This window comes from Streptomyces sp. NPDC002817, from assembly GCF_053592055.1.
The window spans coordinates 44,238-68,439 of sequence record NZ_JBSFUY010000026.1; the positions used below are offsets into that span (position 1 = coordinate 44,238).

Below are 24,202 nucleotides of genomic sequence, written 5' to 3' on the forward strand. Positions count from 1 at the left end.
CCTAGAGAAAGGGCGGGGGCACACGTCGTCGGGTGCCCCCGCCGGGGAACTACTTGTTGAGACCGGGGTACAGCGGGTGCTTGTCGGCCAGGGCCTTGACCCGGGCCTTCAGGTCTTCCACGTCGTACGACTGCTTGAGCGCCTCGGCGATGACGTCCGCGACCTCGGTGAAGTCCTCGGCCGTGAAGCCACGGGTGGCCAGGGCGGGCGTACCGATCCGCAGACCCGATGTCACCATCGGCGGGCGCGGGTCGTTGGGGACGGCGTTGCGGTTGACCGTGATGCCGACCTCGTGGAGACGGTCCTCGGCCTGCTGGCCGTCCAGCTCGGACTCGCGCAGGTCGACGAGGATCAGGTGCACGTCGGTGCCACCGGAGAGCACGTTCACCCCGGCCTCGCGGGCGTCCGCGGCTGTCAGGCGCTCGGCGAGGATCCGCGCACCCTCCACCGTACGCCGCTGGCGCTCCTTGAACTCCTCCGAAGCCGCGACCTTGAAGGAGACCGCCTTCGCGGCGATCACATGCTCCAGCGGACCGCCCTGGAAGCCCGGGAAGACCGAGGAGTTCAGCTTCTTCGCGAACTCCTTCTTCGCCAGGATGATGCCGCCGCGCGGGCCGCCCAGCGTCTTGTGGGTGGTGGAGGTGACGACGTCGGCGTACTCGACCGGGTTCGGGTGCAGCCCGGCGGCGACCAGACCGGCGAAGTGCGCCATGTCGACCCACAGATACGCCTCGACCTCGTCGGCGATCCGGCGGAACTCCGCGAAGTCCAGCTGGCGCGGGTACGCCGACCAGCCCGCGATGATCACCTTCGGGCGGTGCTCCTTGGCGAGCCGCTCGACCTCGGCCATGTCGACCAGACCGGCCTCGTCCACGTGGTACGCGACCACGTTGAACTGCTTGCCGGAGAAGTTCAGCCGCATCCCGTGGGTCAGGTGGCCGCCGTGGGCCAGGTCCAGACCGAGGATGGTGTCGCCGGGCTGGGCCAGCGCGAAGAGCGCGGCCTGGTTGGCGGAGGCGCCGGAGTGGGGCTGGACGTTGGCGTACTCGGCGCCGAACAGCTCCTTGATCCGGTCGATGGCGATCTGCTCGGCGACGTCGACGTGCTCGCAGCCGCCGTAGTAGCGGCGGCCCGGGTAGCCCTCGGCGTACTTGTTGGTGAGGACCGAGCCCTGGGCCTCCATGACCGCGACGGGCGCGAAGTTCTCGGAGGCGATCATCTCGAGCGTGGACTGCTGGCGGTTCAGCTCGGCGTCGACCGCGGCGGCGACGTCCGGGTCCAGCTCGTGCAGGGTCTGGTTAAGAAGCGACTTCTCGGACATGTGGTGCTACGACCTCTCAGCCGGCGGAAAAGGCGGTGTACTCGTCGGCGGAGAGCAGGTCGGCCGGCTCGTCCGCGATGCGTACCTTGAACAGCCAGCCGCCCTCGAAGGGGGCGGAGTTCACCAGCGACGGGTCGTTGACGACGTCCTCGTTGACCCCGGTGACCTCACCGGAGACCGGGGAGTACAGGTCGGAGACCGACTTGGTCGACTCCAGCTCGCCACAGGTCTCGCCCGCGGTCACCGTGTCACCGACCTCCGGGAGCTGCACGAAGACGACATCGCCGAGTGCGTTGGCCGCGTGCTCCGTGATGCCTACCGTCGAGACGCCGTCCTCGGCGCCCGACAGCCACTCGTGCTCCTTGCTGTAGCGCAGCTGCTGGGGGTTGCTCATGGCCTGAATTCTCCTGTACGCGGGGGAGTGCTGGTGGATGGGGGACTGCTGGGAACGTGCGTGAGCAGCGGAAATGTGCGCAGGGTCACGCGCGGGCGCGCGACCTCGCGTCCAGTGTCTACTTCTGGCGCTTGTAGAACGGCAGAGCCACGACCTCGTAGGGCTCGTGGCTGCCCCGGATGTCCACACCGATTCCGGTGGTGCCCGGCGCGGCGTGCGCGGCGTCGACGTAGGCCATCGCGATCGGCTTGCCCAGCGTGGGCGAGGGGGCGCCGGAGGTGACCTCGCCGATCACCTGGCCGTCGGCGACCACGGCGTACCCGGCGCGGGGGACACGGCGGCCCTCGGCGATCAGGCCGACGAGGACGCGCGGAGGGCTGTCCTGAGCCCGGGCGGCGGCCTCGGTGAGCGCCTCGCGCCCGACGAAGTCGCCCTCCTTCTCGAACTTCACCACGCGCCCGAGGCCCGCGTCGAAGGGGGTCAGCTCGGTCGACAGCTCATGCCCGTACAGCGGCATGCCCGCCTCCAGGCGCAGCGTGTCCCGGCAGGACAGACCGCAGGGGACCAGACCGGCGCCCTCGCCCGCCTTGGTCAGGGCCTGCCACAGCTCGACCGCGTGCTCGGGCTTCACGAACAGCTCGAAGCCGTCCTCGCCCGTGTAGCCGGTGCGTGCGATCAGTGCGGGGACGCCGGCGACCGTGCCGGGCAGCCCGGCGTAGTACTTCAGTCCGTCGAGGTCGGCGTCGGTGAGCGAGGCGAGGATGCCCGGCGACTCCGGGCCCTGGACGGCGAGCAGCGCGTACGCGTCCCGGTCGTCCCGCACCTCGGCGTCGAAGCCGGCCGCACGCTCCACGAGCGCGTCCAGGACGACCTGGGCGTTGGAGGCGTTCGCGACGACCATGTACTCGGTCTCTTGGAGCCGGTAGACGATCAGGTCGTCGAGGATGCCGCCGTCCTCGCGGCAGATCATGGTGTAGCGGGCGCGGCCCACGCCGACGGAGGCGATGTTGCCGACCAGGGCGTGGTTCAGGAGAGCGGCCGCCTGCGGTCCGCTCACCGTGATCTCGCCCATGTGCGAGAGGTCGAAGAGTCCGGCCTTCGTGCGCACGGCGTTGTGCTCGTCGCGCTCGGAGCCGTAGCGCAGGGGCATGTCCCAGCCGGCGAAGTCGGTCATCGTCGCGCCGAGCGAGCGATGCAGGGCATCGAGCGCGGTAAGGCGGGGTTCATTGCTCATCGGACGGTTGTCTCCCAAGGCATGACGGGCGAGGTCGTTCCTCCCCATCTGTCATCGGAACCTGAGAGGTTCGCCATGACCGCAGGGGACATGACTTGCACCTTGGGTGGAGCCGCCGGTGGGCGGCTCGCTTTTCAGATGTGCCTCGCCCGCGCGGTAACGGGGCCTGAGAGATTCAAGGGAGGGACTTGCTCCTTCGGCGCCCGGGCACTCGTACGAGAACGTACGGCCCGGAACTCTCCCGCGCGGATTCAAACGGCCGGTATGCAGTTGGCGCGGACATCATTGCACGCATCCGTCCGGCGGGGCAGGGGTGGCTCCCACAGGGGTCGCGCAGCCTCCACCGTCACTCGCCGCACGCTGTAGCAGGCCTGTTGCGAGAAACGGACGGAAACAGGAGGCGCCGCGGATTACCTTCTCTTTACACTCGACGGGGAGGGGAACTCGTGACCCGCCCCAGGGGAGGACGATCACGGTGAACAGGACCACTGCGTACGCCACGACCTCGGCCGTCGCGCTGCCCGCACAGCCGGCCGCTCCGGCCCGCGAGACGTGCGCGGCGCAACCGGTCGTCCGGGACCTGCGCGACCGCGCCGGCCACAGCCCGCACGCCCTGCTCTTCGCCCCGGACGACCTGGTCGTGATCACCGGCCTGCCCGGCAGCGGCAAGTCCACCCTGATGCGCCGGGCGGTCAAGGGCGTACGGATCGACTCCCAGGACACCCGCGACCGCTGGGACGACCGGGCGCCGCGCTTCCTGCCGTACGCGATCTACCGCCCCCTCGTCCGCGTCGCCCACTACTTCGGTCTGTTCCGTGCCCTGCGCTCCGGCAAGGGCGTCGTCGTGCATGACTGCGGCACCCAGTCCTGGGTGCGCGGCTGGCTGGCCCGCGAGGCCCGCCGCCGTGGCGGCACCCTGCATCTGCTGCTGCTCGACGTCGCCCCGGACACCGCGCTGGCCGGCCAGCGCGAGCGCGGCCGCGGCGTCTCGAAGTACGCCTTCCTGCGGCACCGCACGGCGGCCGCCCGGCTGATCCGTTCCGTGGCCAAGGGCGATCTGCCGCAGGGCGTCGGCTCGGCGGTGCTGCTCGACCGGGACGCGGCGGACACCCTGCGCCGGGTCGGTTTCACGGGCTGACCTCAGCCGCCGCCGTACCCGCTAGCCTTTTCAGCCACAGACAAGCCACAAGCGGCAGCACTCGGCAGGCGGACGGACAGATGGCATTCCCGGCACAGGCGCACCCCCATCCGCACGGCGGCGGATGGCCCGGCAACGAGCTGGAGGAGGTGCTCTCGGCCTCCCTCGGGATGCCCGCGGCCGGCGGCCGGATCATCGAGGTCCTGGGCCGGAGCTTCGTCTGGATCCCGCTGCCGAACGGCGGCGGCCCGCGCAGCGGCCCTCTCGACCTGCCCAGCATGGAGATCGAGGGCCAGGCGTACGTCCCGGTCTTCAGCTCCGAGGAGCAGTTCCGGCAGGTCGCGGGCGGGCACATGGCGTACACGATCGCGCCCGCGGTGGAGTTCGCGCGCGGTCTGCCCCCGCACATCGGGATCGCCGTGAACCCGGACGGTGTGGTCGGCGTCCCGCTCCCGCCGCCCGCCGTCGCCGAGCTCTGCCGCATCGGCCGCACCCCGCTGGACGGCCCCGGCGGCACCGGCGGCCGCGTCAAGCTCTACGAGCCGGACTGGCAGGAGGACCCGGTCGACTTCCTCGCGACCGCCTCCGCCGAGTTCGCCGCGACCGGCGTGGTCCGCACGGCCCGCCGCTGTCTGGCCTCGATCGAGACGGCGGAGCCCGTGATGTTCGTGGGCGTCGAACTCTCCCAATGGGAGGGCGACCTGCGTACCCTCCCGATGGACGCACTGGCCCGCGCCCTGACCCAGACCCCGGTGCGGTGGCCGGTGAACCTGGTCCTGTTGGACGTAGCCGATGATCCGGTCGGTCATTGGATGCGCGAGAAGGTGAGGCCCTTCTTCCAGGGTGCCTTGTAGACGCCGCTGGGGGCATCGCCGCCAAGGGGCGCGGGGAACTGCGCGATCGACCCCCACACACCCGCAGCCGACAGACCACCGCAAGCCCCGAGCTCTCACCGCTTAAGCTGTCGGCAGACACACGCAACTTTCCCGAAGGGGCGGTAGAAGGTGAGCGCGAGCGGCACCGCCGCGACCGGCCAGGTCGAGCACATGCTGCGCCAGGTGACGCCGGGGCGATACGACGCCTACGAGGCACTCCTCCGCGCCCTCGCCACCCCCTCCTCCGGCCAGGTCTGGATGCTCCTCTGGCACGGCCAGTCGGGCTCGCCCGACGCGCAGTACGGAAACATGGAGGTGGGCGGGTACGGATACGCCCCGTGCGTCACCTCCGCCCAGGAGCTGAGCGCCAGTGGGTGGAACCGCTCCTACGAGGTCGTCGACGGGGTCGACGTCGCCCGCACCCTCTACCCCGACCACTTCGGCCTCTGGCTCAACCCGCACGCCCCCGGCGGCGGCGTCGGCATCCCCTGGCTCGACCTGCGCCGGATCGCCACCGGTCTGGAGCGCCAGCCCGCCGGCCCGCTGCGGCTGTCGGAGCCCGGGATCGAGATTCCGCAGTTCTACGGCCTGATCGTGCAGAACGCCCACCGCACCCCGGCCGTCCGCTCGCTGCGCCGCGCCTGGGTGCAGCCCGCGCTCGGGGCGCCGTATCTCGCCATCGGTCTGGATGTGTACGACACCAGTCCGCCCGCCGTGGACTCGGTGCGCGCGATGATGCAGCAGTCCATCGGCGCGGTCCCGGACGGGCTGCCGGTGTCGACCGTCGCCATGTCCGACGAGTACGACCCGGTCGCGATGTGGATGCGCGGGAGCGCCCGCCCCTTCTACGACCGCGAGGCACATGCCGCGGCTCCGGCGCAGGCCCCGGCGGCCGGGTACGGCTACCCTCCGGCGCCCGGCGGCTACTGATCCAGACCGGCACAGGCTGTTCTGTTACGGGAGTGTATCTGCGCGCGTAGATGAGGGCAGAAGACCCCTATGAGGCCCTCATTGTCCCAACTGGTCCCCGTCCGGCGGCCGTTACCCGGCGTCCGGATAACGGAACCCTCCTAGCCGCATCACGTTTATGCATCCTTTCATCGCCAAGTCTGGCAACAGATCGCCAAAGCGTTGAAGACTCCCGCAGCAGGGGTGGGTTCGCCCCTGTGTACGACGGACTGATCACGCCGCCACAGCGGCAAGTGAAGGCCGGCTACCGCCGGTTGAGAGGGGCCCCTGCCAGATGACGGCACCATTGCACGAGCCGACCGCGGAAGCGGCCCCGAGCGCGGCCGAAGAAGCGGCGGTTATCAGCGCCGACGCCAAGGCCGTACAGGGGCGTTCCCTGGGACGGATCGCCTGGGAGCGACTGAAGCGGGACAAACTCGCGCTCGCGGGCGGCATTGTCGTGCTCTTCCTCATCGTCGTCGCTCTGCTCGCGCCGGTGATCACCAGCCTGTACGGGCAGGACCCGAACACGTACAACGACAAAGACCTGATCGACCCGCTGTTCGGCACCCCCAAGGGGTCCTTCGGTGGCGTCAGCGGCGACCACTGGCTGGGTGTCGAGCCGGTCAACGGTCGGGACATCTTCGCCCGGGTCCTCTACGGCGCCCGTATCTCCCTGCTCGTCGGCTTCCTGTCCGCGATCGTCGCCGTCGTCATCGGCACGGTCCTGGGCATCCTGGCCGGCTTCTTCGGCGGCTGGATCGACTCGGCCATCAGCCGGGTCATGGACGGCCTGCTGGCCTTCCCGCAGCTGCTCTTCATCATCGCGCTGGTCTCCGTCATGCCGAACGAGATGCTGGGACTGACCGGCACCGACGTGCGCCTGTTCGTGATGATCCTGGTCATCGGTTTCTTCGGGTGGCCCTACATCGGACGCGTGGTGCGCGGCCAGACGCTCTCGCTGCGCGAGCGCGAATACGTCGAGGCGGCCCGCTCGCTCGGCGCCGGGCGGTTCTACATCCTGTTCAAGGAGCTGCTGCCCAACCTGGTCGCGCCGATCATCGTCTACACGACGATGATGATCCCCACCAACATCCTCACCGAGGCGGCGCTCAGCTTCCTGGGCGTGGGCGTCAAGCCGCCCACGGCCTCCTGGGGGCAGATGCTCTCGAACGCGATCGACTACTACAAGTCGGACCCCACGTACATGGTGGTCCCCGGTGTAGCGATCTTCATCACCGTTCTTGCCTTCAACCTCTTCGGCGACGGCGTGCGTGACGCGCTGGACCCGAAGGGTTCCCGCTGAACTGCCGTACACAAAGCGTCCCGTGGCACCAACACGGGGTCTCTCATCAAATCCGGAGGATCCGAGATCGTGACTACCCAACGCACCTCAGGGCGGCGGAAGCAGGCGTTTGCCGCTGTCGCCGCGGTCGCCGCGCTGCTGACCACGGCGGCGTGCGGCGGCGGCGGTGATGACGGCGACAGCAACAACAACAGCTCGGGCGCGGCCGGCTTCAACGCCGCGAACAACAAGGTCGCCCAGGCCTCGCTGGCCAAGAAGGGCGGCGAGCTGAAGTTCGCCGGTGCCCAGGACGCCGACTCGTGGGACACCACGCGTGGCTACTACGGCTTCATGTGGAACTTTGCGCGCTACTACAGCCGTCAGCTCGTGACGGGTGCCGCCGCGCCGGGCGAGAAGGGCACCGAGCTCACGCCGGACCTCGCCAACGGTCTCGCCAAGGTCTCCGACGACGGCAAGACCTACACGTACACCCTGCGTGACGGCGTCACGTGGGAGGACGGCAAGCCGATCACGTCCAAGGACGTCAAGTACGGCATCGAGCGCGTCTGGGCGCAGGACGTGCTGTCCGGCGGTCCGGTGTACCTGAAGGACGTCCTCGACCCCAAGGGCGAGTACAAGGGTCCGTACAAGGACACCTCCGCGGACAAGCTGGGTCTGAAGGCGATCGAGACGCCGGACGACAAGACCATCGTCTTCAAGCTGCCCGAGGCCAACGCCGACTTCCAGGAGATCCTCGCCCTGGTCTCGGCCTCCCCGGTCCGCCAGGACAAGGACACCAAGTCCAAGTACGGCCTGAAGCCGTTCTCCTCCGGCCCGTACAAGTTCCAGTCGTACAGCCCGGGCAAGGACCTGGTCCTGGTCCGCAACGACAAGTGGGACCAGGCCTCGGACCCGATCCGCAAGGCGTACCCGGACAAGATCTCGGTCAAGTTCTTCTCGAACGCCAACGACCTGGACGCCCGTCTGCTCGCCGGTGACTACGACCTGGACATCAACCAGACCGGTCTGTCCCCGCAGGGCCGCACCACCGCCCTCCAGGAGCACAAGGCCAACCTGGACAACCCGGTCTCCGGCTACATCCGCTACGCGGTCTTCCCGCAGAGCGTGAAGCCGTTCGACAACGAGCACTGCCGCAAGGCCGTGATCTACGGCGCCGACCACGTCTCGCTGCAGACCGCGCGCGGTGGCCCGGTCGCCGGTGGTGACATCGGCACCAACATGCTCCCGCCGACCGTCCCGGGTTCCGAGGGCCAGTCCTACGACCCGTACGAGCTCGCCGGTGCCAACAAGAACGGCAACGTCGCCAAGGCCAAGGAAGAGCTGAAGGCCTGCGGTCAGCCGAACGGCTTCAAGACCACCATCGCGGTGCGTAACAACAAGCCGGTCGAGGTGGCCACCGCCGAGTCCCTCCAGGCCTCGCTGAAGAAGATCGGCGTCGACGTCGACATCGAGCAGTACGACGGCTCGCAGACCTCCGGCATCATCGGCAGCCCCTCGAACGTGAAGAAGAAGGGCTTCGGCATCATCATCATGGGCTGGGGCGCGGACTTCCCGTCCGTCCAGGGCTTCGGTCTGCCGCTGTGGGACGGCAAGTACATCCTCGAGAGCGGCAACAACAACTTCGCGCTGATCGACGACAAGAAGATCAACGGTCTGTTCGACACCTACGTGAAGACGCAGGGTGACGCGGAGAAGCTGCAGCTCGCCAAGGACATCAACCACGCGGTGATGGACGGTGGCTACTACCTGCCGTTCGTCTTCGAGAAGTTCGTGAACTGGCGCGGTGACCGCCTGGCCAACGTCTACACGTCGGACAACTACAGCGGCATGTACGACTTCGTCAACCTCGGTCTGAAGTCCTCGAAGTAATCCCGGCACACCCGCCGAACGGCACGAAAGGCAGGTGAAGGCCGGCGACGTGTGATCGCGGGCCACCGGACGACCTCCGGTGGCCCGCGATCCGCGGCGGGCCGAGAGCTGTGCTCGCTTACCTCATCAGGCGGCTGTTTGCCGCCGCAGTGATGCTCGTGGTCATCATCATGGTGGTCTTCGGCATCTTCTTCCTCGTCCCCAAGTGGGCGGGTGTCGACGTCGCCCTGAGCTTCGTGGGCAAGCAGGCCGACCCCGCCGCTGTCGAGGGCGTGCGGCAGAAGCTGGGACTGGGCGACCCGATCTACGCTCAGGTCTGGGAGTTCTTCAAGGGCATCTTCGCGGGCCGCACCTATGTGGGCGGCGGCGACGTCATCCACTGCTCCGCGCCGTGCTTCGGCTACTCCTTCCGCAGCGAGCAGGCCGTCTGGCCGGTGCTGACCGACCGCTTCCCGGTGACCCTGGGTCTCGCGCTCGGTGCCGCCGTGCTGTGGCTGATCCTCGGCGTCTCGGCGGGTGTGCTCTCCGCACTCAAGCGGGGCAGCCTCTGGGACCGCGGTGCGATGGTCGTCGCCCTCGCGGGTGTCTCCCTCCCGATCTACTTCACCGGTCTGCTGAGCCTGGCGATCTTCTCCTACAGCCTGGGCTGGATCGAGGGCGAGTACGTACCCCTCGAGGACAGCTTCACCGGCTGGCTCGGCGGCATGATCCTGCCCTGGATCACCCTGGCGTTCCTCTACGCCGCGATGTACGCCCGGATCACCCGCGCGACCATGCTGGAGATCCTCGGCGAGGACTACATCAGAACCGCGCGCGCCAAGGGCCTCAAGGAACAGGTCGTCATCGGCAAGCACGCCATGCGCTCCACGATGACGCCGATCCTGACCATGCTCGGTATGGACCTCGGCGCCCTCATCGGCGGCGCGATCCTGACCGAGACCACGTTCAGCCTCCCCGGCCTCGGCCAGGCGGTGCTGAACGGCATCAAGAACCAGGACCTGCCCATCATTCTGGGCGTCACCCTGATCACTTCCGTAGCCGTGCTGATCGCCAACCTCGTGGTGGACGTCATGTACGCCGTGATCGACCCCCGAGTGAGGCTCGCATGACCGAACTCAGCAAGAGCGGAGCGGCCGTGGGCGAGCCCACCCCCGCTTCGCCCGCGCCGACCGCGTTCCTGGAAGTGCGCGACCTGAAGGTGCACTTCCCGACCGACGACGGTCTGGTCAAGTCCGTCGACGGGCTCAGCTTCCAGTTGGAGAAGGGCAAGACCCTCGGCATCGTGGGCGAGTCCGGCTCCGGCAAGTCGGTGACCTCGCTCGGCATCATGGGCCTGCACACCGCCGGCCAGTACGGCAAGCGCAAGGCGCAGATCTCCGGCGAGATCTGGCTGGACGGCACCGAGCTGCTCACCGCCGACCCGGACCACGTGCGCAAGCTGCGCGGCCGTGACATGGCGATGATCTTCCAGGACCCGCTGTCCGCGCTGCACCCGTACTACACGATCGGCCAGCAGATCGTGGAGGCGTACCGCATCCACCACAAGGTGGACAAGAAGACCGCCAAGCGCCGTGCCGTGGAGATGCTCGACCGTGTCGGCATCCCGCAGCCGGACAAGCGGGTGGACAGCTACCCGCACGAGTTCTCCGGCGGTATGCGCCAGCGCGCGATGATCGCGATGTCGCTGGTCAACAACCCCGAACTGCTCATCGCGGACGAGCCGACGACCGCCCTGGACGTGACCGTCCAGGCGCAGATCCTCGACCTGATCCGGGATCTGCAGAAGGAGTTCGGCTCCGCGGTCATCATCATCACCCACGACCTGGGCGTCGTCGCCGAGCTCGCCGACGACATCCTGGTGATGTACGGCGGCCGGTGCGTCGAGCGCGGTCCGGCGGAGAAGGTGTTCTACGAGCCCCGCCACCCCTACACCTGGGGTCTGCTCGGCTCGATGCCGCGCCTGGACCGTGACCAGCAGGAGCGCCTGATCCCGGTGAAGGGCTCCCCGCCCTCGCTGATCAACATCCCGTCCGGCTGCGCCTTCAACCCGCGCTGCCCGTACGCGGACATCCCGAAGGACGACGTCACCCGCACGGTCCGCCCCGAGCTGTCAGAGGTGGGCAGCCAGCACTGGGCCGCCTGCCACATGTCGCAGGAGCAGCGGGAGCGTATCTGGATCGAAGAGATTGCGCCGAAGCTGTGAGCGAGGACAAAGTGAGCATCCCTGCGCAGAGCGAAGGCACGGTGATCACCAAGGGCGACGCCGCCCCTGGCGAGACCCTGCTGAAGGTGACCGGGCTCCAGAAACACTTCCCGATCAAGAAGGGCCTGCTCCAGCGGCAGGTCGGCGCGGTGCGCGCGGTCGACGGCATCGACTTCGAGGTCAAGTCCGGCGAGACCCTCGGTGTCGTGGGCGAGTCGGGCTGCGGCAAGTCGACGATGGGCCGGCTGATCACCCGGCTGCTCGAACCGACCGCCGGCACGGTCGAGTTCGAGGGCAAGGACATCACCCACCTCGGGGTGGGCGGTATGCGTCCGCTGCGCCGCGATGTGCAGATGATCTTCCAGGACCCGTACTCGTCGCTGAACCCGCGCCACACCATCGGCACGATCATCGGCGCCCCCTTCAAGCTCCAGGGCGTCACGCCCGAGGGCGGCATCAAGGCGGAGGTCCAGCGGCTGCTGTCGGTGGTCGGTCTCAACCCCGAGCACTACAACCGCTACCCGCACGAGTTCTCCGGCGGTCAGCGCCAGCGCATCGGCATCGCCCGCGCGCTCGCGCTCAACCCGAAGCTCGTGGTGGCCGACGAGCCGGTCTCCGCGCTGGACGTGTCGATCCAGGCCCAGGTCGTGAACCTGCTGGACGACCTCCAGCAGGAGCTCGGTCTGACGTACGTGATCATCGCGCACGACCTCTCGGTCGTCCGGCACGTCTCGGACCGGATCGCGGTGATGTACCTCGGCAAGATCGTCGAGCTGGCGGACCGTGAGTCGCTGTACCGGGCGCCGATGCACCCGTACACCAAGGCGCTCATGTCGGCGGTGCCGATCCCGGACCCGCGGCGCAGGAACGCCAAGAGCGAGCGCATCCTGCTCAAGGGCGACGTGCCCTCGCCGATCTCCCCGCCGAGCGGCTGCCGCTTCCACACCCGGTGCTGGAAGGCGACGGAGATCTGCAAGACGACCGAGCCGAAGCTCATCGAGCTCAAGCCCGGTCAGCAGGTCGCCTGCCACCACCCGGAGAACTTCGAGGACCAGGCCCCGCAGGACACCGTCCTGCTGACGGTCGCCAGGGAAGCGGCCGAGCTGGTCGCGGACGAGGTGCTCGCGGAGTCGGCGGAGACGTCGGCGGCGGTGGCGGCGGAGGTCGCCGAGCTCACCGCCGAGGAGACGGAAGAGCCGGAAGCCCCTTCCGAGGAGCCTGAGGCTCCTTCCAAGGAGAAGTAAGTCCTGCCAGCGAGCCCCCGCCTTCATTTGTAAGGCGGGGGCTTACTGCTGGGTGAGAATATGGGGGTGTTCCAGAATCTGTTCAGCCCCTCCGTCCAGCACACGCTCGACCTGATCGGCATCTTCGTCTTCGCCATCTCCGGCGCGCTGCTGGCCGTCCGCAAGAACTTCGACGTCTTCGGCATCGCCGTCCTCGCCGAGGTCACGGCGCTGGGCGGTGGACTGTTCCGGGACCTGATCATCGGCGCGGTACCGCCCGCGGCCTTCACGGACCTGGGGTACTTCGTCACCCCGCTGCTCGCCGCCCTCCTGGTCTTCTTCCTGCACCCGCATGTGGAGCGCATCCAGGTCGGCGTGAACGTCTTCGACGCGGCCGGTCTCGGCCTGTTCTGCGTCGCCGGGACGACCAAGGCGTACGAGTACGGGCTCGGCCTCACCCAGTCGGTGACCCTCGGCCTCGCCACCGCCGTCGGTGGTGGTGTCCTCAGGGACGTGCTCGCCAACGAGGTGCCCTCGCTGCTGCGCTGGGACCGCGATCTGTACGCGGTCCCGGCGATCGTCGGCGCCACCATGGTCGCCCTGTGCATCCGCTACGACGCCCTCACCTCGTTCACCAGCGGGCTCGCGGCCCTCACGGCCTTCGTGCTGCGGTTGCTGGCGATGCGGTTCCACTGGCGAGCTCCGCGGGCCTGGAACCGGCGCTCGACCGTACGCGAGGAGTAGCTCCCGCCCGGCCGTGCAGCAGTCCCATCTCCTCGGTCAGCCAGCGGAACGCCGGGACCACCTGCGGCCGCCACAGCGCCATGTTGTGGCCGCCCGCACTCTTCGGGACGTAGACGACGTGCACGGTCGTCGGTGCCTTCGCGACCTGTTCGAGGCCGGTGGCCGCCTCGTAGCCGTCGCCGGGCTGGCCGGACTGGTAGAGCGCGATCGCGGGCGGGGTGCGGGCGTCGCGCAGCAGCACGTAGGGGTTGTTGGCGCGGCGCAGCGCGGGGGTCTCGGCGGCCAGCGAGTTGCGTTCGCCGATCGGGTCGTCGTAGCCGGACATGCTCACCGCGGCCCGGTAGCGGTCGGGGTGTGCGACGGCGAGCTTCGTCGCGCAGTGCCCGCCCGCCGAGTATCCGGCCACCGCCCAGCCCGCCGGACCGGCCTGGGCGCGGAAGTTGTCCGTGACCATTTTCGGCACGTCGATGCTGAGCCAGGTGTCGGCGTTCACGGTGCCCGTGATGTTGGCGCACCCGGTGTCCACGCCCGCGAGCAGGTTCATGCGCGGGGCGACCATGATGAACGGCGCCACCCGGCCGTCACGCATCAGCGGCCGCAGCTGGTCCACCGCGTGCAGCGATCCGAACCAGGCCTTCGCCGAGCCCGGGTAGCCCGACAGCAGCTCGACCACGGGGAACCTGTGGTGCCGGTAGGCGGGGCGGCCGTACTGCGGCGGCAGCCAGACGTAGACCTCGGCGTTCACGCCCGACACCCGGCCCTCGAGCTGGGTCTCCCGGACCCCCTGCATCCCGGGTCCGGAGGCGGCGGTGAAGTGCTGCCTGACCTTCGGCAGCCGTTTCAGCGCGATACCGCCGGTGCCGTCGGCGCCCAGGTTCGCGGCCTGCTGGACGTGGTCGCCGGTGCCGAGCAGGTCGGCCCAGTCGTCGTACAGGTTGTTCTGGTTGTTGACCAGGACGAAGACGAGGGCGACGGCGGTCCCCTGGGCGAACACCACCATCAGCAGTCGGGCCGCGGTGCGCAGGGCGCGGGGTCCCCGCAGCCGCGACCACAGGACGAGCGGAAGGACGACGGCGACGACGGACAGCACGATCAGTGTGAGGAGGAACGTGGTCCCGGTGAGGCTCATGCCCCTACAGAGGGGGAGGCGGGGCATCGGGTTTACGGACGAGTGCGGACACTTACCAGGAAATTGCCCCGCTCTCACCCTCGCTGGACCACATGAAAAGCTACCGCTTAGTAATTACTTGTTGTACCGTTCAGCCATGCCAGAAGCAGCTACCGCCACGCAGGCCACGATCGGCGACAGCGAGTTCGACCGGGACACCGCGCTCACCCTCCGCGAACCCGGCGTCTACGACATCGACCTCTCCGCCGGCTGGACGATCATCAGCGCTGTCAACGGCGGCTACCTTCTGGCCGTCCTGGGCCGCGCCCTCGCGGACGCCCTGCCGCACGCCGACCCGTTCACGATCTCCGCGCACTACCTGACCGCCTCCCAGCCCGGCCCCGCGGTCGTCCGCACGGACGTCGTCCGCACCGGCCGCACCCTCTCCACCGGCCAGGCCTCGCTCCTCCAGTTCGACGAGCAGGGCAACGAGATCGAGCGCATCCGCGTCCTCGCCTCCTACGGCGACCTGGGCTCCCTGCCCGACGACGTCCGTACGACGGCGAAGCCGCCCGCGTTCCCGCCCATGGACCAGTGCTTCGGCCCCGAGGACGGGCCGGCCCCGGTCGACGGCAGCTCCGCCATCACCGACCGGCTGATGCTCAAGCTGGACCCGTCGACCCTGGGATGGGCCCTCGGCGCGCCGTCCGGCAAGGGCGAGATGCGGGCCTGGTTCGGCCTCGCCGACGGCCGCGCCGCCGACCCCTTCTCGCTGCTCCTCGCGGTGGACGCGCTGCCGCCCACCGCCTTCGAGATCGGCCTCAAGGGCTGGGTCCCGACGGTCGAACTGACGGTCCACGTCCGCTGCCGCCCGGCCCCGGGCCCCCTCCGCGTCTCGATCACCACCCGCAACCTCGCAGGCGGTTTCCTGGAGGAGGACGCCGAGGTCTGGGACAGCGCGGACCGCCTGGTCGCCCAGTCCCGCCAGCTCGCCCGCGTCAGGCTCGGCTGATCCGGCGCCGGTCCAGGCATGCTCCTGGTGGGTGCCTTCCCCACGGGAGGGATCCTGGTGGGGTGAAATCCGACCGCCTCCTGTCGATCCTGCTGCTCCTGCAGACCCGCGGCCGCGTCCCCGCGCACGAACTCGCGGAACGCCTCGAGGTGTCCGTACGCACGATCTACCGGGACATCGAGGCCCTGTCCGCCTCGGGCGTCCCCGTCTACGCCGAACGCGGGCGGCACGGGGGCATCGAACTGCTCGCGGGATTCCGTACGGACGTCACCGGGCTGACCGCCGACGAGTCCCGCGCCCTGTTCATCCTGGCGGCCCAGGGCGCGCATGCCGCGCTCGGCCTGGACGTGGCGCTCGGCTCGGCGCTGCGCAAGGTGATGGCGGCGCTGCCCGCACCCCATCGGCCCGCCGCCGAGGCGACCGCCCAGCGCATCCTCGTCGACGCCACCCGCTGGAAGGGCGGACCGCAGGCCGCCGTCGACCTGGACGTGCTCCAGGACGCCGTCTTCGCCGACCGCCGGCTCAGGCTGCGCTACCGGCACAGCGGGCGGCGGGATCCGAGGACGTACACCGTCGACCCGTACGGCCTCGTCTCCAAGGCCGGCGTCTGGTACCTCGTCGCCGACCGGCGGGGGAGTCCGCGGCTGTTCCGCGCCGACCGGGTGCGGGCGGCGACCGTGCTCGACGACACGGTGGAACGCCGCCCGGGCGTCGAACTCGCCGACGTGTGGGAGGTGTTGCGCCGCGAGGTCGAGAAGCGCCCCGGCGGCATCGATGTCGTCGTCCGGGTCCGGCGCGACCGCCTCGACCTGTTCCTGCGGCTCAACGGCCCCTGGCTGGCCGAACTCCCCGAGGGCGAGGGCGACGGCGAGGACGACGGCGAGGACGACGGTGCGGGTGAGTGGGTGACGGTCCGGCTGTCGTACGGCGTGCTCGGCGAGGTCCGCCAACTGCTGCAGTTCTCCGACCGGGTTGAGGTGCTCTCCCCGCCCGAAGTGCGCGAAGAACTGTTCCGGGCGGCCGCTTCTGTCACGGGCTTGTACCAGCGAGTAGAAAACGGCCACGGAGAAGACCGCAGGTCAGGCGTGATCCTTTAGAGGGGCTTTGCCTTGCGCACAGGCCGGGGACAGCGATCACTCAAGGAAGCCCTAAGCCGCGTTGATTGAGTTCCAGCCCTCAGGACTCCCTCATCCTTCTTGGAGTTGTTTCTCATGAAGCGTGTGCGTCTCATCCCCGCAGTGGCCCTGCTGGCGCTCTCGCCCCTCGCCCTGGTGGCCTGCGGCTCGGGCGACTCTTCGTCCTCCTCGAACAGCGGCAACTCCGGGCAGCAGTCGTGTCAGTCCGGTGCACCGAGTGGCAACCCGTCGGGCATGCCCAGCGGCGCCCCGTCGGGCGCACCCACCGCCAACGGCACGGCCCAGCCGTCCGGTGCGCCCTCGGGCATGCCCAGCGGTGCGCCCAGCGGCGGCCCCGGTGGCGGCGGTCAGGGTGGAGGCGGTCAGGGTGGCGGTCCCGGCGGCGGCCAGGGCGGCGGCTGCGGTGGTCCCGGTGGTGGTGGGGGCGCGGCGCCCAGCGGTGCCCCGACCCAGCAGGCGACGGCGTCGGCCACGAAGAGCTGACCTGCCACGTCGTACGACAGGGGCGGCACTCCCGGTGAACGGGGGTGCCGCCCCTGGGCGTTGCGGTCGGTGCGGCTCAGCCGCGCCAGTGGTCCCGGCCGATGCTGATGAGCCGCATCTGGCTGGTGGCGACCTGCCGGACCCGCTCCCGCTCCTGCTCCGAGCCCTCCAGTGCTTCCAGGAACAGTGAGGCGGTGATGAGCATCTGGTCGACGTAGAGGTTCGCCAGCATCAGAAGGTCGTCGTCGCTCCAGTCCTCGGACTCCACGTCCTTGGCGAGCTCCTCCTTCACCTCCTCGGCGAACCGGGCCAGTTGGCCCCGGATGGCCTCCCGCACGGGCTGGACCCCGCCGTGCCGCTCCCGGGCGATGAAGCGGACGTGGGCGGGGTGCGTCTCCACGTGGTGGGCGATCAACTCCACGGCGCGGACTATGCGTTCCTCGGCGTTGTCGGCCGAGGTGACCGTCGTGCGGATCAACGGATGCAGGCTGCCCAGCGCCTCCTCGACGAGGGCGATACCGAGGTCGGCGGTGGAGCGGAAGTGCCGGTAGAACGCGGTCGGCGCGACGCCGACGGCGCGTGTGACCTCGCGCAGGCCCAGGCTGCTCAGGCTCTGTTCCTCCAGCAGTCCCAACGCGGCGTCGAGGAGCGCCTGTCGGGTTTTCTGCTTCTGGGCCTGCCGGATGCCGAGGGTGTGACTCATGTCATCAGTAAACAACTGTTCTCTGGAATTGAGAAGTCGCCGGGCGCGCTAGACTCTGGAGTCAGTGAACAACTGTTACTACAACTGTTCACCGACATGTAACGAGAAGCACCACGCAAGCATCTCGGAGGGGGATCCATCCCATGCTGTTCCTCGTCGCCGCACTTCTGCTCTTCGGTGCCGTCCTGGGCACCGTCGCCCACGCACCGTTCGCCTTCACCGCCGTCGCCGCCGCCGTGATCGCCGCCTGGCTCGGCATTTTCGCGCTCCGCGAGCGGCACGGCCGCCGCCACGCCTCGACACGCTGACCCACCCGACATCACGCACCCAGGGGACTGATCACCATGCAGCTCACCGCACCGACCAACGCACCGACCACCCACCGCACCGCGGTCCGCGACGCCGACGGCATGGCCGTGGCCGCCTTCATCCTCGGCCTCGTCGGCCTCCTCGTCCTGAACGTCTTCCTCGGCCCGATCGCCATCGCCCTGGCCTCGGTCGCCCTGTGGCGCGGCACCGCCCGCCGCGGCCGCGCCTTCCTCGGTCTGGGCCTGGGCGTCGCCGACCTCCTGGTGCTGGTGGCGTTCATGCAGATGGACAGCACGGTGTCCTGGAGCTTCTAGCACCAACCCTTGCGCCGAGTCCTCTCAACAGGGCCCGTAGAATCGGGTCACCATGGCTTACCTCGACCACGCCGCGACGACTCCGATGCTTCCCGAGGCAGTCGAGGCACTCAGCGCACAGCTGGCCGTCACCGGCAACGCCTCCTCCCTCCACGCATCCGGCCGCCGCGCGAGGCGCACCGTCGAGGAGGCCCGCGAGACCCTCGCCGAATCACTGGGCGCCCGCCCCAGTGAGGTGGTCCTCACCTCCGGCGGCACCGAAGCCGACAACCTCGCGGTCAAGGGCCTGTACTGGTCCCGCCGCGACGCCGACCCGGCCCGCACCCGAGTCCTGGCCAGCCCGGTCGAGCACCACGCCGTCCTCGACGCCGTGCACTGGCTCGGCGAACACGAGGGCGCCACGGTCGAGTACCTCCCGGTCGACGCGTACGGCCGCGTCCACCCCGACGCCCTGCGCGAGGCCGTCGCGCGCAACCCCGACGACGTCGCCCTCGCCACCGTGATGTGGGCGAACAACGAGATCGGCACCGTGATGCCGGTCCGTGAACTCGCCGACGTGGCCAAGGAGTTCGGCGTCCCGCTGCACGCCGACGCCGTCCAGGCGTTCGGTCAGGTCCCCGTCGACTTCGCCGCTTCAGGACTTGCCGCGATGACCGTCTCCGGCCACAAGGTCGGCGGTCCGTACGGCATCGGAGCGCTCCTCCTCGGCCGTGAGTACACCCCCGTACCCGTCCTGCACGGCGGCGGCCAGGAGCGCCACGTCCGCTCCGGCACCCTCGACGTCCCCGCCGTCGCCTCCTTCGCGGTCGCGGGCCGGCTCGCCGCCGAGCAGCGCGAGTGGTTCGCCCGGGAGATCGGCGCCCTGCGTGACGCCCTGGTCGAAGCGGTCCGTACGGCGGTCCCGGACGCGATCCTCGGCGGCGACCCTTCCGCGGAGGGCCGGCTCCCGGCCAACGCCCACTTCACCTTCCCCGGGTGCGAGGGCGACTCCCTGCTGCTGCTCCTGGACGCCCAGGGCATCGAGTGCTCCACCGGCTCCGCCTGCACCGCCGGCGTCGCCCAGCCCAGCCATGTCCTCCTCGCCACCGGCACCGACCCGGACCTCGCCCGCGGCACCCTCCGCTTCTCCCTCGGCCACACCTCCACCGAGGCCGATGTGGAGGCGGTCGCCAAGGCGATCGGCCCGGCGGTGGAACGTGCTCGCGCGGCGGGGCTGACGTAGGGAGCCGGAGCGGCTCTCGGCGATGTGGCGGTCAACGGCCGCCTCTAGTGTCGACACTCACCGGAAAATCGAGGAGTGGCTCGCCAGTATCGTGCCTAGCTGTCGACGGTTGAGTGAGTGTCGGTCTACCTTCGATGGGTGCCGCCGCCCTGCTGTCGACAGAAGGCCGTCCCCTGCCCGTCGAGCCCTTCAGCAGGCTGCCGCCAACACTTCCACTGCCGGCGGCAGCCGTCCCGAGAGGCGGTGAGCGGATGCCGGCTAGCTCTCCGTGACCATGAGGGAGGCCATCATTCCCTCGTCCTCGTGTTGCAGCAGATGGCAGTGGAGCATGTACATGTACGTGTCGTCGGCGAAGTCGGTGAACTCCATGGCGATCACGATCGTGCCGCCACCGACGACTTCATAGGTGTCGCGCCAGCCGAGGTCGACCCCCGTGGGAGCCTCCCCGTTGATCGAGATCAGCTGGTAGGGCACGTCGTGCAGATGGAACGAGTGTTCCAGCTGGCTGGCGTTGGTGATCGTCCAGACCTCCTTGGCGCCCAGCGTGGTGCTGATCATGGCCATGCTGGACATGGTGAGACCGGCCGAACCGTTGATCTTCATGGTCGCGCCCGTGTTGCTGAGCGTGATCGTGCGGGCCGTGAAGTCGCCCGTGTCGTACCGGTCGATGGTGTTGAGCGTGCTCGGCAGGTCGTCGGGGGTGTCGGTGCCGCCCGCGCTGACGGTGAGGAAGTCGAAGGTGCCGGAGCCGCCGCGGATCCAGCCGGTCGTGATGACCACCTGGAGGGTGACGTCCTCGGTGACGTCCATGACGAACTCGGCGCGAGCACCGGCCACCAGCCGGATGGTGGTCACCTCGGCCGCTTCCGTCAGATAGCCCTGTTCGGTGGCGATCTGGGTCAGTGTGCCGCCGTCGCTGCGCTGGATGGTGATGATGTCCGCGGGCGAGGCGTTGAGCGCCCGGAAGCGGTTGCGGGTCTTGGTGGCGGTGAAGCCGAGGGTGGTGTCGTCGACGTTGGTGCCGTTCACCAGCACGGGGAAGCTGAGGCCGCTGGAGAGGTAGCCGGTCTGGTCGTACTTGATGTCGCCGGCGCTGTCGACGGCCAGGCACTGGAAGACGAGCGGGATGTCGTCGACGCCGTAGTCGCCGGGCAGGGCGGCGGAGGTGTCGGAGTCGTCCTCGACGATGATCATCCCGGCCAGACCGTGGACGGCCTGCTTGGCCGTGGTGCCCAGGGCGTGCGGGTGGTACCAGAGGGTCTTGGCCTCGTCCAGGACCTCGAAGGTGGGGGCCCAGGTCGCACCGGCGGAGAAGGAGTTCTGCGGGCCGCCGTCCATCTCGGGCGGGACGTGCGCGCCGTGGAAGTGGACGGTGGTGTCCTCGTCGAGGTTGTTGGTGATGTTCAGCAGGACGGTGTCGCCCTTGGTCCATTTCATGGTCGGGGCGAGGAATGACTGGTTGTAGCCGGACGTGGTGCTGGTGACCCCGCTGAGCACCTCGCTCGTGCCGGTCTGCGTCGCCAGCGTGAAGGTGGTGATGCCGTCGGACGCGGTGCCCTCCAGGAGGTCGGGGATGACCAGGGTGCCGTCCGCCGCGGCCGCCTTGTTGCGGGCGCCCTCGGTCAGCAGGGAGAAGGCGGCTCCGGCCGCGCCGACCGCGGCCAGGCCGACCCCGGCCATCCCGCCGAGGAACTTCCGCCGGTGCAGGGCCTTCTTGCGGCCCCTGCTCTCCTTGGAGTGCTCACCCCTGGCTTCCCGGCCGTCTCTTGTGTGCGCGCCCTTGTCGGGCTCTGCGGTGTGTGTCATGGCCGTGGAGCTTTGGGCCGAGGGCTGTGGGAGGACTGAGGCGAAGTTGGGTGGGAGCCGGGAATCCTGTGGATCGTGAGAAAGGCCTTTCGCGCCCCAACTCCCTTGAAGAAGAGCCAAGTCGGCGCACCGCAGGTCAGCGTCGGAGTGCGGGACACATCGGACGGGGCCCCTTTACGAATTGTTCACGATAACGCGAACACGTGACCTGCGTCACACCTTCACCGCGGCCGCGCGTACGAGCTTCATGTAGCGGTCCCAGTCCCAGTGCTCACCCGGGTCGGTGTGGTCCGTCCCCGGCACCTCCACGTGCCCGATGATGTGCTCGCGGTCCACGGGTATGTCGTAGCGCGCGCAGATCCGGGCCGTCAGCCGGGCCGAGGCCTCGTACATCGCGTCCGTGAAGTCCTCGGGCCGGTCCACGAAGCCCTCGTGCTCGATGCCGACACTGCGCTCGTTGTAGTCGCGGTTGCCCGCGTGGTACGCCACGTCCAGCTCGCGGATCATCTGTGTGACCCGGCCGTTCTTGCCGACTATGTAGTGCGCGGCCGCCTGGTGCCCCGGGTCCTGGAAGGCCTTCACCGCGCTGTCGAAGCTGCCCTGGGTGACATGGACGACCACCATGTCTATGCCGTAGTCGTCGGGCCGGTCCGCGCGCCGCCAGTTGGCGTCCGAGGCCGCGACCCAGCGTGCGCCGGTGTAGTCGACCTCACCCTCCTTGCGCGGCTTCTCCACGCCGGGCGTACGCCACCACAGGCGCGCCAGCTCGTCCCGGGCCAGCACGCCGGTGCCCACCGCGGCCGCCGCCCCGCCGATCAGCAGGGCGCGGCGCCCGATGCGCCGGTCGCCGTCCTTGGATGCCTCTCTCGCCCCCATGTGATCGTCAACGGATACTCGTGGGCTCCGGTTCCCGCGCCCCCGTACCCTTGAAGAGTTATGACTCACTCCACGCAGCGCCCCCTCCGCGTCCTCGCCGCCATGTCCGGCGGTGTGGACTCCGCCGTCGCCGCCGCCCGTGCCGCGGAAGCCGGCCACGACGTGACCGGTGTCCACCTCGCCCTCTCGGCCAATCCCCAATCGTTCCGCACGGGCGCGCGCGGCTGTTGCACCATCGAGGACTCCCGCGACGCCCGCCGTGCCGCGGACGTCATCGGCATCCCGTTCTACGTCTGGGACCTCGCCGACCGCTTCCGCGAGGACGTGGTCGAGGACTTCGTCGCCGAGTACGAGGCGGGGCGCACCCCGAACCCGTGCCTGCGCTGCAACGAGAAGATCAAGTTCGCCGCCCTGCTCGACAAGGCGCTCGCGCTGGGCTTCGACGCGGTCTGCACGGGCCACTACGCCCAGGTGATCGTCCGTCAGGACGGCTCGCGCGAGCTGCACCGCGCCTCCGACATGGCCAAGGACCAGTCGTACGTCCTCGGCGTCCTCGACGAGAAGCAGCTCGCCCACGCGCTCTTCCCGCTCGGCGACACGGTCACCACCAAGGACGAGATCCGCGCGGAGGCCGAGCGCCGCGGCCTCGCGGTCGCCAAGAAGCCCGACTCCCACGACATCTGCTTCATCGCCGACGGCGACACCCAGGGCTTCCTGGCGAACCGCCTCGGCAAGGCGGAGGGCGACATCGTCGACGAGTCGGGCGCGAAGATCGGCACCCACGAGGGCGCGTACGGCTTCACCATCGGCCAGCGCAAGGGCCTGCGTATCGGCCACCCGGCCGCCGACGGCAAGCCGCGCTACGTCCTGGACATCTCCCCGGTGAACAACACCGTGACGGTCGGTCCGGCCGCCGCACTGGACGTCGACGCGCTGACGGCCGTCAAGCCCCGCTGGTGCGGCACCGCCCCGACCGGCTCCGGCACCTACACCGCCCAGCTCCGTGCCCATGGCGGCGAGACGCAGGTCACCGCGGAGCTGGTGGACGGCGAACTGCGGGTGTCCTTCACCGAGCCCGTCCGCGGCGTGGCACCCGGCCAGGCGATCGTGCTGTACGACGACACGCGCGTGGTCGGCTCGGCGACGATCGCGACGACCACGCGCGCGAGGGCGGGCGCTACGGCGTGAAGTAGTCGGCCAGTACCGGAGCCAGGGCGTTCGGATCCACCATGTGGGTCTGGCCCTCCAGGCTCCGGTACGACCCGTTCGGCGCCGCCTCCGCGACCGCCCGGGTGGCTTCCTGGAGCCACTCGGGGCTCGCACCTCCCGCGACCGCCAGGACGGGGACGGTGACCGAGGCCAGCCGGTCCCGGGGCACCAGGCCGTCGCCCAGGACGGCATTGTCGTAGGCCAGACTCGGTGCGACGGCCTCCATGCCGGGCCACATGGGGGACCGGCGGGCGCCCTGGATCATCTCGTCGGGCATCTCGACGAGCCGGAGGAACAGCTCGACCGCGTCCCCGCGCCGGCCCTGGGCGAGGGCGGCGGTCAGGTTCTCGGTGTACTCGGCCCGCCCTTTCGCACCGTGCTCGGAGAAGTCCGCGAACGGCGTCTCGTACACGGCGGCCCGGCGCACCGGCAGCCCGCTCGCCGCCGCCCGGAGCACCAGCGCCCCGCCCGACGAGATCCCGTACAGACACGCCTCTCCGCCCGCCGCGTCGATCAGCGCTGCGAGGTCCTCGACCTCACGCCCGACCGCGTACGGCGCCGTGTCACCGCTCTGGCCGCGGCCCCGGCGGTCGTACACGAGGACCTTGAACCGGTCCGACAGCGGCACGGCCAGCGGAGCCAGCGTGCCGCCCGTCGACATCGCCCCGCTCACGAGGATCACGGCAGGGCCCTGCCCGGTGCTTTCGTAGGCGATGGGCGTGCCGTCGCGGGAAAGAGTCTTCTTGTCCATGCCGTGCAGACTCCCACC

The 24,202-nt window shown here is 69.6% G+C and carries 24 protein-coding genes and 2 riboswitches; of the genes, 16 read left to right on the top strand and 8 right to left on the bottom strand.

What is annotated here, in order from left to right:
• Window positions 1-49: 49 nt before the first annotated feature.
• From glyA to gcvT, 3 genes are all read right to left on the bottom strand, one after another.
• Window positions 50-1,321 (bottom strand): serine hydroxymethyltransferase, encoded by a 1,272-nt coding sequence (gene glyA, locus ACWD3I_RS35420; RefSeq protein WP_451084272.1) that lies wholly within the window; start codon window positions 1,319-1,321, stop codon window positions 50-52.
• 16 nt (window positions 1,322-1,337) lie between these two features.
• Window positions 1,338-1,715, bottom strand: coding sequence for a glycine cleavage system protein GcvH (gene gcvH, locus ACWD3I_RS35425; protein WP_266887787.1), 378 nt, complete (start codon window positions 1,713-1,715; stop codon window positions 1,338-1,340).
• Between the two features lie 118 nt (window positions 1,716-1,833).
• Window positions 1,834-2,949 (bottom strand): glycine cleavage system aminomethyltransferase GcvT, encoded by a 1,116-nt coding sequence (gcvT, locus tag ACWD3I_RS35430; protein WP_365396185.1) that lies wholly within the window; start codon window positions 2,947-2,949, stop codon window positions 1,834-1,836.
• A gap of 38 nt (window positions 2,950-2,987) precedes the next feature.
• Window positions 2,988-3,093: riboswitch (glycine riboswitch) on the bottom strand.
• Window positions 3,094-3,203: riboswitch (glycine riboswitch) on the bottom strand.
• A 221-nt stretch (window positions 3,204-3,424) separates the two neighbouring features.
• Between gcvT and ACWD3I_RS35435 the strand changes: the two genes are divergently transcribed.
• The 9 genes from ACWD3I_RS35435 (at window position 3,425) to ACWD3I_RS35475 (ending at window position 13,255) form a co-directional block, all read left to right on the top strand.
• A complete protein-coding gene (locus ACWD3I_RS35435) occupies window positions 3,425-4,087 on the top strand; it encodes an AAA family ATPase (RefSeq protein ID WP_365396188.1) in 663 nt (220 codons plus the stop codon).
• Window positions 4,088-4,167: 80 nt separating this feature from the next.
• On the top strand, window positions 4,168-4,941 hold the full coding sequence (locus ACWD3I_RS35440) for an enhanced serine sensitivity protein SseB (RefSeq protein WP_365396191.1): 774 nt from the start codon (window positions 4,168-4,170) through the stop codon (window positions 4,939-4,941).
• Between the two features lie 150 nt (window positions 4,942-5,091).
• Window positions 5,092-5,892 (top strand): enhanced serine sensitivity protein SseB C-terminal domain-containing protein, encoded by an 801-nt coding sequence (locus ACWD3I_RS35445; protein WP_365396194.1) that lies wholly within the window; start codon window positions 5,092-5,094, stop codon window positions 5,890-5,892.
• A 313-nt stretch (window positions 5,893-6,205) separates the two neighbouring features.
• On the top strand, window positions 6,206-7,216 hold the full coding sequence (locus ACWD3I_RS35450; RefSeq protein ID WP_046261648.1) for an ABC transporter permease: 1,011 nt from the start codon (window positions 6,206-6,208) through the stop codon (window positions 7,214-7,216).
• Window positions 7,217-7,285: 69 nt separating this feature from the next.
• On the top strand, window positions 7,286-9,085 hold the full coding sequence (locus ACWD3I_RS35455; RefSeq protein ID WP_365396197.1) for an ABC transporter substrate-binding protein: 1,800 nt from the start codon (window positions 7,286-7,288) through the stop codon (window positions 9,083-9,085).
• A 110-nt stretch (window positions 9,086-9,195) separates the two neighbouring features.
• Window positions 9,196-10,194 carry an ABC transporter permease gene (locus tag ACWD3I_RS35460; RefSeq protein ID WP_266887773.1) on the top strand — a complete coding sequence of 333 codons (999 nt, stop codon included), beginning with the start codon at window positions 9,196-9,198 and terminating at the stop codon, window positions 10,192-10,194.
• Complete coding sequence (locus tag ACWD3I_RS35465; protein ID WP_266821713.1) at window positions 10,191-11,288, top strand: ABC transporter ATP-binding protein; 1,098 nt, start codon at window positions 10,191-10,193, stop codon at window positions 11,286-11,288. Before ACWD3I_RS35460 ends, ACWD3I_RS35465 begins: the two co-directional genes overlap by 4 nt.
• Window positions 11,289-11,299: 11 nt before the next feature.
• Window positions 11,300-12,532 (top strand): ABC transporter ATP-binding protein, encoded by a 1,233-nt coding sequence (locus ACWD3I_RS35470; RefSeq protein ID WP_365396202.1) that lies wholly within the window; start codon window positions 11,300-11,302, stop codon window positions 12,530-12,532.
• A 66-nt stretch (window positions 12,533-12,598) separates the two neighbouring features.
• Window positions 12,599-13,255 (top strand): trimeric intracellular cation channel family protein, encoded by a 657-nt coding sequence (locus ACWD3I_RS35475; protein WP_046261652.1) that lies wholly within the window; start codon window positions 12,599-12,601, stop codon window positions 13,253-13,255.
• On the opposite strand, the gene ACWD3I_RS35480 is transcribed toward ACWD3I_RS35475, so the two are convergent.
• Window positions 13,164-14,384: an alpha/beta hydrolase gene (locus ACWD3I_RS35480; protein ID WP_365396205.1), complete on the bottom strand. Its 1,221-nt coding sequence runs from the start codon at window positions 14,382-14,384 to the stop codon at window positions 13,164-13,166. The two genes, ACWD3I_RS35475 and ACWD3I_RS35480, sit on opposite strands and share 92 nt — an antisense overlap.
• Before the next feature lie 136 nt (window positions 14,385-14,520).
• On the opposite strand from ACWD3I_RS35480, the gene ACWD3I_RS35485 reads away from it, so the two are divergent.
• The 3 genes from ACWD3I_RS35485 to ACWD3I_RS35495 all read left to right on the top strand — a co-directional run bounded on the left by ACWD3I_RS35485 (window position 14,521) and on the right by ACWD3I_RS35495 (window position 16,994).
• Complete coding sequence (locus ACWD3I_RS35485) at window positions 14,521-15,375, top strand: thioesterase family protein (protein ID WP_365396208.1); 855 nt, start codon at window positions 14,521-14,523, stop codon at window positions 15,373-15,375.
• 62 nt (window positions 15,376-15,437) lie between these two features.
• On the top strand, window positions 15,438-16,472 hold the full coding sequence (locus ACWD3I_RS35490) for a helix-turn-helix transcriptional regulator (protein ID WP_365396211.1): 1,035 nt from the start codon (window positions 15,438-15,440) through the stop codon (window positions 16,470-16,472).
• Between the two features lie 114 nt (window positions 16,473-16,586).
• Entirely contained in the window at window positions 16,587-16,994 is a 408-nt protein-coding gene (locus tag ACWD3I_RS35495) for a hypothetical protein (RefSeq protein ID WP_365396214.1), read from the top strand.
• Between the two features lie 76 nt (window positions 16,995-17,070).
• Here ACWD3I_RS35495 and ACWD3I_RS35500 read toward each other — a convergent pair whose 3' ends face one another.
• A complete protein-coding gene (locus ACWD3I_RS35500) occupies window positions 17,071-17,697 on the bottom strand; it encodes a TetR family transcriptional regulator (protein ID WP_365396217.1) in 627 nt (208 codons plus the stop codon).
• Between the two features lie 143 nt (window positions 17,698-17,840).
• Between ACWD3I_RS35500 and ACWD3I_RS35505 the strand changes: the two genes are divergently transcribed.
• The 3 genes from ACWD3I_RS35505 to ACWD3I_RS35515 are packed head-to-tail and all read left to right on the top strand — an operon-like array spanning window position 17,841 to window position 19,542.
• Complete coding sequence (locus ACWD3I_RS35505) at window positions 17,841-18,005, top strand: hypothetical protein (protein ID WP_046261658.1); 165 nt, start codon at window positions 17,841-17,843, stop codon at window positions 18,003-18,005.
• Between the two features lie 36 nt (window positions 18,006-18,041).
• Window positions 18,042-18,320, top strand: coding sequence for a DUF4190 domain-containing protein (locus ACWD3I_RS35510; RefSeq protein ID WP_365396220.1), 279 nt, complete (start codon window positions 18,042-18,044; stop codon window positions 18,318-18,320).
• 52 nt (window positions 18,321-18,372) lie between these two features.
• Window positions 18,373-19,542 carry a cysteine desulfurase family protein gene (locus ACWD3I_RS35515; RefSeq protein ID WP_365396223.1) on the top strand — a complete coding sequence of 390 codons (1,170 nt, stop codon included), beginning with the start codon at window positions 18,373-18,375 and terminating at the stop codon, window positions 19,540-19,542.
• A 258-nt stretch (window positions 19,543-19,800) separates the two neighbouring features.
• Here the strand turns inward: ACWD3I_RS35515 and ACWD3I_RS35520 are convergent, their stop codons facing one another.
• Together ACWD3I_RS35520 and ACWD3I_RS35525 are read right to left on the bottom strand one after the other, a co-directional pair.
• Complete coding sequence (locus ACWD3I_RS35520) at window positions 19,801-21,348, bottom strand: multicopper oxidase family protein (RefSeq protein ID WP_365396225.1); 1,548 nt, start codon at window positions 21,346-21,348, stop codon at window positions 19,801-19,803.
• A 213-nt stretch (window positions 21,349-21,561) separates the two neighbouring features.
• The gene (locus ACWD3I_RS35525) at window positions 21,562-22,224 is read right to left on the bottom strand and encodes an N-acetylmuramoyl-L-alanine amidase (protein WP_365396228.1); all 663 of its coding nucleotides are present in this window, start codon (window positions 22,222-22,224) and stop codon (window positions 21,562-21,564) included.
• A gap of 60 nt (window positions 22,225-22,284) precedes the next feature.
• Here ACWD3I_RS35525 and mnmA point away from each other — a divergent pair, with 60 nt between their 5' ends.
• Entirely contained in the window at window positions 22,285-23,412 is a 1,128-nt protein-coding gene (gene mnmA / locus ACWD3I_RS35530; RefSeq protein WP_365396230.1) for a tRNA 2-thiouridine(34) synthase MnmA, read from the top strand.
• On the opposite strand, the gene ACWD3I_RS35535 is transcribed toward mnmA, so the two are convergent.
• Window positions 23,402-24,184, bottom strand: a complete 783-nt coding sequence (locus ACWD3I_RS35535; RefSeq protein WP_365396233.1) for an alpha/beta fold hydrolase — start codon at window positions 24,182-24,184, stop codon at window positions 23,402-23,404. The genes mnmA and ACWD3I_RS35535 overlap by 11 nt on opposite strands.
• Between the last annotated feature and the right edge of the window lie 18 nt (window positions 24,185-24,202).